The organism is Gilliamella sp. X-57 (genome assembly GCF_057063565.1).
On sequence record NZ_JBXSQI010000026.1, the window covers coordinates 1 to 15,619 of the forward strand.

Sequence of the window (15,619 nt, forward strand, 5' to 3'; positions counted from 1 at the left end):
GAGAATGCCTTTGCTAGAATCAAGCAATATCGTTCAATATCAACTAGATACGATAAGTTAGAAAGGAATTATGCCAGTATGGTATCACTGGCATTTATGTTAATGTGGCTGCCAATGTATTGTTGAGTAATTTATGTACAGCAAAGATCAACAGCCCCTATTAAGATAGAACATAAATCTTGGTATTTGTTATAAAACAAGCAGCATAAGTACAACCTATAAAGTTACTAATTATTTAAGAAAAATATTAAAAACTTGAAGACCATTTTTATAATTAATCTATCAATAGTCAGAGCTAACCTATATAAGTAATGTTTTACTTATATAGGTTAAGATTGATAGGGATGGTCAAACAAATTTTATAATGGTGTTACATATACTTTGATATCTCCATCCTTAGTAGCAGACATATAGAAATTACCTGTAAATTCATTATTCTTTCCAAGAATACCTGATTTAAACGGAATAAATATATCGGATTTAAAACTATAATCTCTACTTACCCCTGCTTTACAAACCTTACTTTCCAAATCAAAATTTGCTTTTCCTGGACAATAACGACTAGTCATTGCAACGCCAGAAAACTTAACCAAATAAGACTTATCCGCTTGGAAATTGTAATTTTTAGGTAATAATTCATTCAATGAATACCGAAAACCTTTTATAACTGATGTAGTATTGGTTAATGAATTTTCCATATCAAGAGGCACAACGATCACTTTTATCGTTTCTGTTTGTTTGGCAAGTAGATAGATACTTCCTGTGATATGACTATCTCCATGAAGGATGCCTGACTTAGAAGGGATAAAAATATCTGTTTTAAAAGCATCTTTATTAAAAGTATAATTCCTATTTAAACCCGTTTTACATTTTTTAGTATTTTGATCAAAATTATTTTTCCCTGCGCAAATACGAGAAGCTATGTTACCAATAAATTCGATCATATAAGACTTATTGGCTTCAAAATAATAGTTTTCTGGTAATAATTCATTAAGTGAATATTTGGCACCTTTTGTTACTAAAAACGTGCCTACTACTGCTTTTATTTCGTTTGTATCACTCTCATATAGGGTATAACTTCCTGTACTATTAGTATCAAATAAATTAATATAATAAGACCAAGATAAATCATCGTTACGAATTTTGGATTGCCAAATATTTTCTGCAGGTAATACCTTGCCATCAGAACGAATTACCCTATTCATCTTTTGATTGCCTAAGCTTGGATCAGCTATTTTTACATAAACTTGTCCTTCCGTTTTTGGAAAAACGAGTTTTGTTTCTTTACCAACTGTAGTGAGTGTGGCATTAAGTGATTGATCTGATAGATCTGTGTTGAACCCTTCGGATTCATATACACGAATTACATCACCATCTAATGCTAAAAAGTCTGTAATATTATCTCTATCGGGTAAATCTACTCTTACATTATGAATCAAGGTATGCGTATTTACTGTTTTTAATAAAGATGTTACTGAGCCACCTAGCGTATCAGCATGGGTAAAAGTTGCATCAAATTCCACAAATTTACCATGCAAGCTAGTCATCATATCCCAACGTCCGACTTTAGATGTGTGCCCAGCAATATCACCGAAATCTAATAATAAACTTTTGTTGACCGCATGATCTCCCAAATAGCTACCTAAAATACTGAAGTCAATCAATAAATTTTGTTTATTTTCAACAATTTTAGGTTGGGCAGAATCAATGACTGTTTTATAAGAAGTACCGTGACCTTCATTCTTAACACGTACACCTAATGTAAAAGGAATAGATGGTTCAATTTCAGGAGTAAAGGGATCATCCCCATAAACTTCGCTTGGTATAAAATAATCTAATGTTAATAACGGCTGAGGTTTAATTACAACATAATCAGGTGGCACTTCTACGCTTATTTCTTGTCCATTCAATGTATAAGTAACTTTAGCACCAATATAATATAATGTATTATCAGATTCAGCCGCACCATATGCAGGAATAATTAACCAATGAGCTTCAGCTTTAGTTTTTGCCTTTATCTCACCATCACCATTAATACTATTGACGCCAGATAATGAGTTAATGCGATAAAAAAACTTTGCATCGTTATCATTAGCATTTTGAGTTGTCACTACTTGTTGATTATTTCTATCAGTAAAAAGCAATTCTATACGTATATTTTTTAGTATCGAATCCTCTAGACCATTATTAATTATCATTCGTGCATCAAATGCTTGTCGTTCAAATGATAATTTTTGTTCTATAACTATTTTTACTTCTGCACATATCGCATCTTGAGCAAATACTAACTTGCTAGAAGTAACGCTACAGATGAAAAAAAGTATCAACATAAAGTACCGATAGTATTTTTGTCTGAATTTTAAAAGTATGTTCATTTATAATTGACCTTTTATAATATTTTTATTCTGAATGAATCCATTTATAAGCGAATTAAATAACTTTTCCTATTCTTTATAGATTGAGCTCTGAAAATCGTTTAATAAAGCTCAAGGCTTTATTTTTTATATCTATAAGCAATTAGTGAGGATAATTAAGTAAATTAATAAACTATTACTACTAATTAACTTTTGCCTAATTCTGAACCGAAATACATTGCTAGTTCACAATTTGTTATCCCTATTATCAAATGCCAATGTTATTTTCATTAATATAAAATTAATCATTAAGCATATAGATAATCAACAAAGATAATCTTATTTTAGTATGAAAAATAAGAATTATAATAATTAAAGGAAATGAAATTTGTAATAAGTTCAATTGTTAGCATTTAGATGAAATATACTTTATTTGCTCTTAGACAAAAGAATCTATAATTTTTAATGTATTATCTTTTGACGCTAAAAGTAATTTAGATCTAAAAAACTAAATTCAACTTACTTCATATCGATTTAGAGGGATTTGCCTATACTAATAAATAATGCAACAACGCTAGGCTAGCAACGCATCGCTCTCAATGGCCAATATTAAGCTAATACTACCCAATCATTGAACTAACTGATCAAGAAAGTGATTTAATTTACTTGCCATATTGTTCGACTATTCCATTTAAAATCAATACATACTCTTTTTAATTTATGTCATTTGTTTATTTTCATATAATTATTACTTTTAGTATAAACAACGATCATAAGGCTAAAGTATAAACCATTTTGAATTAAAATTTAACCTTTTTTTTGGTTAAAATATTTGTTTGAAGAATAAATTATGTTAGCTAAACATGCTTTATCTTGCCGCTAAAAACTTGTTAAAAAAGGGATTTAGGTAAACTTATATTTTATCAATTAAAATTTTTTAATTTGTAAACGCCATCGAGGTTTTATACTGAAACGAGCAAATTTCACGAAGCTTCTTGACAAATATTTGCTGGTTTATTATAATATTCTTAATTATTTAAAATTGTATTATCAGCTTTATTTAACCCTGACACTTCTACTTGCTAGCTTTCTTTTCGGAATTTAATAACGGTATACCAGAAAATGATCTTGAATAAGATCAATTGTTACCTTTTGTTGAACCTCTTAAAAATGAAACAACCTAATAAATATTGCGAATGACCCTCGACCAAAAGCAGACAAAGACAACCACTATGATATAGATAAAAATTATATGGGTCATAATATCATAGCCAAAAAATTTTGCGTCGAATACTGCACTTCACAGAGGTCGTAGTAGCAAATATTGGGGTACCGATTTTTAGAGATTATTGTTACAGTACAGACTTAGGAATATTATGAATATTGTTGGAATAATATGGTAGATTAACGTTTTTTCACACACAAAAAAAACATATTATTCATGACTGCTGTTACTAAATACGCGAGCTAGCCAGTATAGTTCTATCTGAATATATTGAAATATATTATAATCAAGTTTGATGATATTCTACCAATGGTCGAATATCATCAAACAAATATGAATAATGATATTACCAAAATGAACAATTTATAGAAGTGAGTACAATCCAATATTTTGCTGGGGATCGGTTCGGTATAAATCCCTCTCTAAAATGGCGTTATTATGTTCGCTTTTCATCGTTTTATAGAATCGTACACCAATCCCATTCGTTTGATGATCATAGGCTTTGGTGTGCTTGATATCGTCTAAATCGAGATAGTCAGTAAGAAAAGAATGTAAACTTTCACATAAAAAAATCAACTCTCATCAGCTTAATTTAGTCAGCGATTATATATACAAGCTGGTTTTTATCTAGAGCAAAATCAATTTTATAAATATTAAGTTACCACACATCCAACATGAGCAAAATGTAGGTGTTGTTATATGTCTTTTAAGTGACTTTCTAGAATCACTAGAATAAAAATCATTTTTTCTATTATTTAGACATGGTTTAATTTGATGCCGTCTAAATGCTCGTGTTCTCATAAAATTATCCATATATGAACTACAAAATTCATTATCTGTTTCATCTTAATAAGAGTGCTTATTGTTGTAAAGCTAACGAGGCCCTGCAACAAAAATCCCTTTCTCCAACATTTTGATAAATCTTTATAGTAAGTAATACTCATTTTTAAACATCACACCCCATTTAATTTTTATCAATATCACGTTGTATAACGCTTACAAATTTATTTAATACAAGCAATAAAATTATTACATGTAATATTTACATGTAATAATTTTGTGTTAATATAAAACACATTAATAATTAAATTAAACAAAAAGTCCATGAAAAAAACAAAAGAGACCAAAAGCTCTGCATTTTATCAACAACAATATAGGCAACGCTTGCGTGAACAAGGTCTAATAAAAAAAGAAGTTTGGATTTTACCCGAAAATGCAACGAAATTACTCGAAATTGAAAAACAGTTTCGTCTAGTCAGTAACACATGCTTTAACAATAAACAGGAAAACAATAAAATGAAAAAAAATGAAGTTTTGTCAATTACAGATCTTTATCAAGCTTTACATGATTCACAATTAGCTAAACAAGGTTTTGCTAGCATTGAAGTTATCGATGGTATTGATGCTTGTTTGCATATCGTTATGCATGAATATGGTGATCTACCATTATTTTTAAGTGTTTCTAATCAACAAATTATCGTTGAAGCCCTACTTTGGCCTGTTGATATTGTCAAACAGCCGACTCAATTTAATGAAGAGATATTATATACTCGAAAACTATTTCCATTATCAACCATTGCGATTGAAAAAACAGGCGATGGTTCATTAAATTATATTATGTATGGGGCGTTGAGTGCATCTTCATTACTAAACGATATCATTTATGAATTAGAAACTTTATCGGATAATGTCATTAAAGCTACCGAAGCTTATGAACAACATATTAACATTAACAAATTGAGTTAAAATAAATAACAAGGAGATTAACAATGGCTATCTTCAAAAAACTAGTTACAGCACTTCGTGGCGGTGTCAATGAAGCAGGCGAAACAATTATCGATGCACAAGCGCTGCGTATATTAGACCAAGAAATTCGCGATGCAGATGTTGAATTAAAACAAGCTAAAGAATCATTAGCAAACATACTTGCTCAACAGAAATTAGCAGAAAAAGAAGTTGAAAAAATTCAAGCTGAAATCACTGAATATGAAAATTATGCCATCAAAGCATTAGAAAAAAATAATGAAAAGTTAGCTTTAGAAGTGGCTGAAAAGCTTTCAGTTCTTGAAAACGAACACAAAGTTCATAAAACACAAGCAATATATTTTGCTGAAAATGTAAAAAATCTACGTCAAACAATATCACAAACGGAAATTAACATTCGTAATCTTAAACAACAAGTCGATATTGTAAAAGCCACAGAGAGTGTGCAAAAAGCCCAATCAGCTATTGCTCAACGTTATGGTAATTCAACAACAAAATTACAAACAGCTTTGGATTCTTTAGAGCGAATTAAAAAACGTCAAGAACAGACGGCTGCAACGATCGAAGCAAAAAAAGAATTATCGGTATCAGAAAATCAAGATTCACTTGATCGTAAACTTGAGGAAGCAGGAATAAAATCGAGCAATCAAAATGCCGTGACAATTTTAGCCAGATTAAAGGAAAAACAAACGAATTAAATTTTTAAGTTTTATTTTTTAAGTTAAAATAACCGAATAAAATTATATAAATGGCTAGCTATTTATCATAGCTGTTTAAAAAACATGAGTATAAAGGAAATATAATGGATCTTTTTTTGGGAATATTCTTTTCCTTTCCGGTTGTTGTTTTTAGCGCCTTATTAACACTTTGTGTTATGTATTGGTTAATGGCTGCAATCGGTATTTTAAGTATTGATTGTTTGGATATTACAATTAACCTAGACGATATCACAACCGATGCACCCTCATCAACATTAGGTGGTTTATTATTAAAATTTGGTCTTAATGATGTGCCACTGACACTTGTTATCACCTTAATTTCATTATTCGGATGGTTCACAAGTTATTTTGGTTTTCGCTTGTTGGTTTTACCTTTATATGATTTTATTTTGTACTATTACCTAGTCGGATTATTTATTTTTATTATTGCCCTAACCATTTCAATTTACCTTACTGCATTCGTTATAAAACCAATTCGCCCTTTATTCAAAAAGCTAAGTGCAACCAATGATCATAAATCATTATTAGGACAAATTGTTGAAATACGTTCTAGCACTGTAAATAAAATCAAAGGAGAAGCTACTTATGAAGATGGTGGGGCGGGATTAATTTTACAAGTTAGATGTGATGAAACATATCAATTTAAACGTGGAGATAAAGCAATACTACTACGATATGATACAACCAATAATTGTTACGAAATCATTAGCATTGAAGAATTTAACGGATAGTCAGATTTTATTTTTTGGAGAAAAGTAAATTATGCATATAAATACAGATACAATAATATTTTTTCTTGTAACAGTAGGAATTATTTTTTTAGTTATAATGGGATTTTTCTTATTATTTAAAGCTTTTTATATTAAAGTTCCTCAAGGTACAGCACTTATCGTTAATGATATGACCTCAAAACCCAAAGTACACTTTACAGGTGCTTTAGTTTACCCTGTTATCTACAAAAAAGAATTTATGAAAATTTCATTAATTACTTTTGATGTAGAACGTCGAGGAAAAGATGGTTTAATCTGTAAAGATAATTTACGTGCAGATATCTGCGTTGCTTTTTATCTTCGAGTGAACGAAACCACTGAAGATGTATTAAAAGTAGCCAAATCAATTGGTGTAGATAGAGCATCAGATCAAAAAGCAGTTAGTTCGCTCTTTAGTGCGAAATTTTCAGAAGCCCTGAAAACTGTAGGTAAACAATTTGAATTATCAAAGTTGTTTGAGGATCGCATGAACTTCCGTGAACGTATTATTGACGTTATCGGTAAAGATCTTAATGGTTATGCGTTAGAAGATGTTGCCATCGATTATTTAGAACAAACACCAATAAAATCACTTGATCCAGATAATATTTTTGATGCGGAAGGTATCAATAAAATCACGTCAATTACTGCTGTTCATAAAGATGAAACAAACAAACGTGAACGAGATCTTGAATTAGCATTAAAGAAAAAAGATACCGAAACCATTGAAGCAAAATTAGAGCTTGAACGTCAGCAAGCCGATGCTGAAGCACGCCAAAAACGCGAAATCGAAACAATTCGTGCTCGCGAAGCTGCTGAAACATTAAAAGTACAAGAAGAAGAGCGCTTAAAAGCAGAACAAGCAAGAATCCAGTCTCAACAAGAAATCGAAGTACGTGAAGAAAATCGCCTGCGTGAAGTAGAAGTTGCACAACAAAATCGCCTACGAGCTATTGCTATTGAAGAAGAACGTGTTGAAAGAGCTCGTTCTCTTGAAATCGTTGCTCGTGAACGTGAAGTTGAACTACAACGAATTGAAAAAGATAAAGTACTTGAAGAAGAAAAAAAACTTATTGCCAATGTCATTCGAGAACGTGTTGCTGTTGAAAAAACCGTTGCAGTCGAAGAAGAAAACATCAAAGAAGTGCGTGAAGTTTCAAGAGCAGATCGTGAAAAACAAACCACAATTATTGAAGCTGAGGCAAGAGCCGAACAAGAACTCGTTAAACAAGTCAAACAAGCTGAAGCCGATGAACAAGCATCAAAACACCGTGCCATTGAAATTAGCACCATGGCTCAAGCTGAACTCGAAGCCGCAGCTAAACAGGCAGAAGCTAAAAAACAATTAGCACAAGGTATTGAAGCCGAAGAAGCAGCCATTGGTTTAGCTGAAGCTAAAGTTCGTAAAGCACGAGCTGAAGCCGAAGAAAAAGAAGGATTAGTCAAAGCCAATATTACAGCTGAAACCTTACTTGCCGAAGCGAGAGGTAATCAAGAAAAAGGCTTATCAGAAGCAAAAGTTATTGAAGCAAAAGCAATAGCGACTGAAAAACAAGGTTTAACTGAAGCTAAAGTGCTTGAAGAAAAACTATCGGCGCAAGCTCGAGGCGATGAACGAATTGGTTTTGCTAAAGCAGCAGCAACTAAGGAACAAGGTCTTGCTGAAGCATTGGTTATTCGTGAACGCTTAACCGCAGAAGCAAATGGTTTAGTTGAAAAATTCCAAGCAATGGGCACAATGAATGAACAATCGAAAAACCACGAAGAGTTCCGTTTAGCTCTTGAAAAAGGATTTGAACAAGCTATGGCTGCTATTGCTGCCAATAAAGACATTGCACGCGAACAAGCAAATGTTCTTGCAGCAGCATTTAGTAAAGCAAATATTGAAATCGTTGGGGGTAATGATAACTTCTTTAATAGCTTCTCTAAAGCAATTAGTGTGGGTAAAGCTATTGAAGGAACAGTTAATCAAAGCCCTGTTCTGCAATCTGCCTTGCAGTCAGTATTATCACGCTTATCCGGTAACAAAAATATCGATTTAAAAGATGCGTTGAAAAATGCAGATTTAAAAGCCTTAGCTAAGCAATTTTTACCATCCGATAGTAACCAAGAAAGTGATAGTTAAAAATCTTATACTTCTAGATAATTCTTAATTCGAATTATCACTATCAACTGTCTTTAGTTGGTTGTACAGACCGACTAAAGACAATAACCTTTCTGTATAATGATCAACGAGTTAAAAATGGCTGAAATAGAACAAGAAAATCAACAACAAACAATACTTGATAACGCCGTTGCTGAAGGTGGCGCTTATGAAATTCTTCGCAAACGTTTAACATCACTCGGACAAGAACTTAACCAAAAAACAGAGGCACTAAACCAAGAAAGGCTTGCTGAATTTGGCAAAAGTGACATGTCAATTATTAGCCGTATTCGGATAAGAACTGAAAATAATTGTATTGCACGAGACATTGTACGTTTTGGCGATTGGTTATTATTTGGATATAACGTCTTTATGGGGTTAAAAAAAGAGACCAAAATAGAAGATGTGTTTTCACTTTACCAATTGATGGAACGTGATGGTAATTACGAAGCGGATCTAGTTGATATTTCTAACACCTTTTTAAATATTGATCGGTTTGTTCAAGACTTTAATGAACTATATACATATTATAAAAATGCACAGTTATTACAACTTGTTGAACGTGATGGAAAACTACTTGCCAGTTTCCAAATTGGTGAACGTGTTAGCGATATTCGTGTTTTTCGATGGTCTATATCAAACGATAAAAAAAACATTAATTATATTGATAATCGTGGAGAGCGTGATATTGCACTTCCGCCCGCTTACGATTTTGAATGGCAAGAGACCACTCGTGAAAATATCGTTAATGGTCGATTCCCACATGTAAATGTGTTAGATACTGTTTTTGTTGAAACCATTGGCGGTGATTTAACCATAAAATGTGAAAATAACACCAACGATGGTCTTGGCATTTACCGCGAAGATGTTATCGATAAAAATCAATCCATCAATGATGCTAAAATAGAGTACGCGAAAGTAGGATCTTTAATTCTATTAAAGGTATTACCTTATCGTGAAGATAATTGGCGTTATTTAGTCTATAATATACTAACACAAAAAGTACAAAGAATTGATTTTATAGGTCAAGCTTGTATCCAACTTCCAGAAGATCATGGCATTATTTTTCCTGGTGGTTATTATTTACAAAATGGCGAATACAAAACATTTGATCAGTCAATGTCGGGAATGCGTTTTAGACGTATCAGACGTTCACCTAATGGTGAAGATGTTTTATATATATTTTATGATCCAACTTCTGGTCGCTTAGCATTATTTAATTATAATATGATTGAGCGCAAACTGGATAATCCTATTTTAGGTCAAGGTTATGCCGTGTTCGAAGATGGCAGAATGGTCGTATTCGAGGGTGAAAATAATGACCCCACTCGCGTCCACCCAATGCAAATTTGGCAAACACCATTTTATAGCGATGAATTTGCCGCAAGACAGCCAACAAATAACAGCTTTTTAGGTAGAATTGGTAATGCTGATCTAGTTCGTGGTATTTCTGATCTCTATTTTATTGCTCGCGAAATTGATAATCAATCAGTATCATCCCAACTATATAGCAAATTAAGTGAAGACACTAAACGGCTTTTTGATAGCTACTTTTGGTTAAGTGATGAACAAAATTTACCGTTTGCGCCTATTCTTCGTAATATCTCGCAAACAAGCGAATTAGTGCTTGATGAATATGAAAAAGTTGAAAGTATACGCCGCCAATCAAATAGCGCTATGCGCGAAGCAATTTCAAATCAACAAGATCTATTAGCAAAATTATATCCAGATAGTTGGAAAGAAACCCAAGAATATGTTGATGCTCTTAATGCCATAAAAATGCAATTAGGTAGCCTTGTCACATTAAGAACTTACCGTTATATCGATTTAAACCAAATCGATATAATGGAAGATGAACTAAAAAAACGCCAATCTATCGTTTCTTTAGCCACTGCGGAATTTTTAGGTAGTGAACAAGCCTTAGCGCCATTCATATCAAAAATTGATAATATTGAGCATGACATTACTAAAGCAGACTCTGCCGCAAAACTTAGCGAGCCAACCAAAATAGCTGATGATATGTCTAATGATTTAGATATGTTATCTCAATTAATGGCATCATTAAAATTTAATGATGTTACATTGCAAACCAAAATCATTGAATCAATTGCTGAAGTTTATGCCAAACTTAATCAAACGAAAGCCAGAATTCATCAAAAACGGAAAAATCTGTCTAGTGTTGAAATGGTCGCCCAATTTGGTGCCCAATTTAAACTATTTAGTCAAAGTATAGCCAATGCATTAGGGCTCGCAACAACACCTGAAAAATGTGATGATGAACTTTCGAGGCTGTTAGTTCAATTAGAAGAACTTGAAAATCAGTTTAGCGAAAGCGAAGAGTTTTTAAATGATATCTTAGCAAAGCGCGAAGAGGTGCTAGAATCTTTTGAAACTCACAAACAAGCACTACTTGAAGATAGGGCCAGACGCAGTGAAGCACTACTTACTGCAGCACAACGAATTTTAGATAGCATACCAAGAAGAACTGCGAAGTTTTCAGATCAAACTGAACTTAATGCTTTTTTTGTTGCCGATCCTCTAGCTCAAAAAATTCGTGAAATTGTCGAAAAATTAAGAGCACTATTTGATAATGTTAAAGCTGATGATATCGAATCCCGATTTAAAAGCGCACAAGATCAAGCAATACGCGCGTTACGTGATAAATCAGAAATTTTTGAATCAGGCGGTAATGTCATAAAACTCGGTCCAAGGCATAAGTTTAGCGTCAATACCCAAGAGCTTGACCTAACCGTTGTACCTAAAGAAAACCACTTATATTTACAATTAACAGGTACCGACTATCAAGAAAAATTAGCGCATCCTAAGCTAGAAAGCTACAAACCGTTTTGGACAATGTCATTAGAGTCAGAATCCCCAACGGTTTACCGGGCAGAATACCTAGCCTACTCAATAATTAATTCTGCATTAAAAAAAGAACATGATTTTAGCTATGATGATCTTGTTAGCGAATTAAATCAGCCCGTAATATTAAATAAAACAGTACGCGATTATGCGGCAATACGATATCGAGAAGGCTATGAAAAAGGCATTCACGATCATGATGCTGTAAAGATATTATTAAAACTTATTCCACTTGGCGAAGTGGCAGGCTTGCTACGTTATAACCCATTAGCACGCAGTCTAGCGATGCTTTATTGGCATTATAACCAAAAAAATGACATTGCTAAGTTATGGCCAGAACGCGCTAAAACTTGTATGGATATCTATTCACTGTTTGGTCATGAAGAAGGCTTAATAAATCTACGTACAGAAATATCAGAACAACTTGGTTTATTTCTACAAAAATATCCAATACCACATGATAATTACCACATAAAACAAGCATCTGAATATTTAAGCTATGTATTAGCCGAAACACCGCAACAATTTACGTTAAGTAAATATAGTCAGACATTGTTTGAAGGATTAAAAACACGACTAGAGCAGTCTCACATGTGGGGGGACTTTAATCAATCACAATTAAACCTAATGTCACGGATAGCCGATCGTTGGAACCTAATCGAAAGTTGGTTTAAAGGACTATGTACCCTACCTCAGTATCAAAAATTCGCTGCTTATATTGCTGAAGCAGCTATGCTATGTATTTTAGATAAAGAAAATGGCATCACCACAACAATTAGCGAAATTGACCTTGATATTACAGTTAATGATCTATTAGGTGAACATCCAAGCATCAAACAAGGTGTATTAAAGATAAATCTAGATGACTTCTTCAGTCGTATGCGTAAACAATCACGAGTAATAATTCCAGAATTTAAACATTACCAAATGCTTCGCCAAGAGGTTTTAGAAGAACAACGCCACTTTTTACACCTTGAAGAATTTAAGGCAAAACCATTAAGTTCATTTGTGCGTAATAAACTTATTAACCAAGTTTATTTACCAATTATTGGTGATAACTTAGCAAAACAAATGGGCACAGTGGGGGAAAGTCGTCGCACCGATTTAATGGGATTACTGTTACTTATATCCCCACCGGGTTATGGTAAAACAACCTTAATGGAATATATCGCTAATCGTCTGGGATTAATTTTTATGAAAATTAATGGACCGGCATTAGGTCATAGCGTGTTATCGTTTGATCCCGAGCAAGCACCCAATGCAACAGCTCGCCAAGAACTTGAAAAGCTTAACTTAGCACTTGAAATGGGTAACAACGTTATGCTTTATCTTGATGATATCCAACATACCAATCCCGAATTTTTACAAAAATTTATTTCACTCTGTGACGGCTCTCGACGTATTGAAGGGGTCTGGAAAGGTAAAACCAAAACCTATGATCTGCGAGGCAAAAAATTCTGTGTGATTATGGCGGGTAACCCCTATACCGAATCGGGCGAAGTCTTTAAAATTCCTGATATGTTGGCTAACCGTGCAGATATTTATAACTTAGGTGAAGTGCTTGGAGGCATGGATGAAGTATTTGCGTCAAGCTATATTGAAAACTGCTTAACATCCAATCCTATTCTTTCGCCTCTTGCCCTGCGTGATCTTAATGACCTTTATCGATTAATCGATCATGCACAAGGAAAACCACTTAATACCAACGAACTTAGCTACACTTATAGCCAAGCTGAAATTAGCGAAATTATTGCTGTACTTCGTCATTTATTAAAAATTCGTGAAGTCGTGTTTAAAGTCAATCAACAGTACATTGTCAGCGCAGCACAATCCGATAAATACCGAACAGAACCACCATTTAAATTGCAAGGTAGTTATCGAAATATGAATAAGCTAGCAGAAAAAGTATCTTCGGTTATGAATGATGAAGAATTAAATCAAATCATTGAAGATCACTATCTTGGCGAGGCACAATTACTCACCAACGGCGCTGAAGAAAATTTACTAAAATTGGCAGAAATCCGTGGCGTATTAACCAAAGAACAATCTCAACGCTGGCAACAAATTAAAACCGACTTTATGCGCAACAAAACGCTTGGTGGCGATGAAGCAAATACAGGCATTCAAATTGTTACACAGCTTGCTGATTTAGTACAAAGCGTGCAGGCATTGAAATTATAAAAAATAGCGCTTTTGGATAAAAATTTGCTTTTATAAAAATCGAATAAAATCAAAGTTATTACTGACTATTTTTACAAAAAATAAAGTGATATTTTGTGAAGTAAATTGGTTGGATATGACTGATTTTGGAGATTTTCATGTTTGCTAGCCAAAATAGTCACAATTTCCCCCCTCGCCTGAGCGAGGGGATGGTCAATCCGCTAAATCGGACGTGGTAACCGTTGTTACTTTCTACATCAAAAGATGATAGAGCGTCTAAAACCTAGCTAAACTTTAAAAATTGATTATCTAGTTACAAAAGCGCAAACGCACTATTTTGTTCTCCCCTAGTCCAACCTTGCGATGGAGCTTGGTTATTTGATAACTTATCCTTAATTAGCACCATAAACCCAACCGCGACCTTAAGAGTTAAAAACTAAATGCTAAAAACTAAGGAGTAACGCAAATAGAGTTATGTCGATGAACATTAAACCCGTCGACATCGAGCACGAAGTCGGAATCTATGTGACCATTCGATTGTACCATGTATTTAAATCGATCTCCCCGAGAATCGCTCGTCCAGTAGTCGAGAGAGTCAAAGTTTGCTCCGCGGTAATAGAACACCTCTCCCCACTCCGTAAAGAACCCTGCTCCTATCCAACGTGAGCTATAATTACCTTTTATTGAGGACGGCGTGGCACCAACAGCCCCTTCACATCTATGAAAATCACAGACTGCGTTAGTCAGCTCTTTCACCTGTGGCACTCGATAACCTAACCCCCCACACCAAGCGACAGTATCAGAATAAGTATACCAAGGTGAGCCTCCTTGATGCACGAACCACTTTTGCAGAACAAATCCATATTTTATTACTTCTTCACCATAATAAGGATCTCTACCCACTAACTCAAAAGTTTGCGGTAACCTTGGCACCGGAATTCGACTTGGATGGGGATTACCCCGCTGAGCGCTTGCATCAGGGCCTGTTAGCGTCACACGCACGAATGAGAATGGATGTCTGGTTAAAAACCAATTCCGATTCCGAGCTAAACGCTCCATTTCTGTTATCTGTTTCACTGTCGCGGTAATTCCTTCATGCGTCACGGGCGTCCATGTCAATCCATCTACATAGCCATATATGACTAAATCAAAATACAATCCATTTGCCCCCGCAGTCGGAAAATTAAGCGCGTATGATGCGGGATTGGTGTCTTTGTCTTTAAAGATAAATCCCAAATCCCTGTCCCACATGTCAGCGATATCTCTGTCTCTAGCTCCTGAAAACAACATTGGGGTAACGAACCAGATAGTTGCTGGGGGACTGGACGGCGGGAATATTATAGCATCACTACGATTATTCCCTCGACCATTTTGGCCAGCTAATGCCGGCAAATGCCATAAACATGACAATAATAACAATGCCAACAGGACTTTTCGGGATAATTTTGATAGTGATTTGTGAAATAACTTCGAGAATATAAACGAGGCAAGAAAAGAAACTCGTCTGATGCGTCTATTTGATAAATTTAAGCCGTAGGTTTGCCAGTGCTGGTGTCTGGTGTCTGGTGTCTAAAATGATACTGCATTATGGTTCACCTGTCAAGTAAATTTATGTTTTATTTCGATTTTTTATATTTATCTGC

The 15,619-nt window shown here is 34.0% G+C and carries 7 protein-coding genes and 1 pseudogene; 6 read left to right on the forward strand and 2 right to left on the reverse strand.

Translation table 11 applies throughout. The features are described from left to right. Window positions 1–126: pseudogene (locus ACYIAL_RS11210) on the forward strand (IS5/IS1182 family transposase); the annotation flags it as partial. A 233-nt stretch (window positions 127–359) separates the two neighbouring features. On the opposite strand, the gene ACYIAL_RS11215 reads toward ACYIAL_RS11210, so the two are convergent. Continuing rightward, complete coding sequence (locus ACYIAL_RS11215; protein WP_483751719.1) at window positions 360–2,375, reverse strand: hypothetical protein; 2,016 nt, start codon at window positions 2,373–2,375, stop codon at window positions 360–362. Between the two features lie 2,308 nt (window positions 2,376–4,683). Here ACYIAL_RS11215 and ACYIAL_RS11220 point away from each other — a divergent pair. The 5 genes from ACYIAL_RS11220 (at window position 4,684) to ACYIAL_RS11240 (ending at window position 13,997) form a co-directional block, all read left to right on the forward strand. Further along, a complete protein-coding gene (locus ACYIAL_RS11220; RefSeq protein ID WP_483751720.1) occupies window positions 4,684–5,325 on the forward strand; it encodes a YjfI family protein in 642 nt (213 codons plus the stop codon). A gap of 23 nt (window positions 5,326–5,348) precedes the next feature. After that, entirely contained in the window at window positions 5,349–6,041 is a 693-nt protein-coding gene (locus ACYIAL_RS11225; RefSeq protein ID WP_160432171.1) for a PspA/IM30 family protein, read from the forward strand. Between the two features lie 104 nt (window positions 6,042–6,145). After that, complete coding sequence (locus ACYIAL_RS11230; protein WP_160432172.1) at window positions 6,146–6,793, forward strand: hypothetical protein; 648 nt, start codon at window positions 6,146–6,148, stop codon at window positions 6,791–6,793. Between the two features lie 97 nt (window positions 6,794–6,890). Then, complete coding sequence (locus ACYIAL_RS11235) at window positions 6,891–8,936, forward strand: hypothetical protein (protein ID WP_483751721.1); 2,046 nt, start codon at window positions 6,891–6,893, stop codon at window positions 8,934–8,936. 117 nt (window positions 8,937–9,053) lie between these two features. Next, window positions 9,054–13,997 (forward strand): DNA repair ATPase, encoded by a 4,944-nt coding sequence (locus ACYIAL_RS11240; RefSeq protein WP_483751722.1) that lies wholly within the window; start codon window positions 9,054–9,056, stop codon window positions 13,995–13,997. Between the two features lie 429 nt (window positions 13,998–14,426). On the opposite strand, the gene ACYIAL_RS11245 is transcribed toward ACYIAL_RS11240, so the two are convergent. Beyond that, window positions 14,427–15,401, reverse strand: coding sequence for a hypothetical protein (locus ACYIAL_RS11245; RefSeq protein WP_483751723.1), 975 nt, complete (start codon window positions 15,399–15,401; stop codon window positions 14,427–14,429). Between the last annotated feature and the right edge of the window lie 218 nt (window positions 15,402–15,619).

Coding starts and splice junctions, on each gene's coding strand:
- ACYIAL_RS11220 (WP_483751720.1), top strand. CDS start 4,684: ATGAAAAAAACAAAAGAGACCAAAAGCTCTGCATTTTATCAACAACAA.
- ACYIAL_RS11215 (WP_483751719.1), bottom strand. CDS start 2,375: ATGAACATACTTTTAAAATTCAGACAAAAATACTATCGGTACTTTATG.
- ACYIAL_RS11225 (WP_160432171.1), top strand. CDS start 5,349: ATGGCTATCTTCAAAAAACTAGTTACAGCACTTCGTGGCGGTGTCAAT.
- ACYIAL_RS11235 (WP_483751721.1), top strand. CDS start 6,891: ATGGGATTTTTCTTATTATTTAAAGCTTTTTATATTAAAGTTCCTCAA.
- ACYIAL_RS11240 (WP_483751722.1), top strand. CDS start 9,054: ATGGCTGAAATAGAACAAGAAAATCAACAACAAACAATACTTGATAAC.
- ACYIAL_RS11230 (WP_160432172.1), top strand. CDS start 6,146: ATGGATCTTTTTTTGGGAATATTCTTTTCCTTTCCGGTTGTTGTTTTT.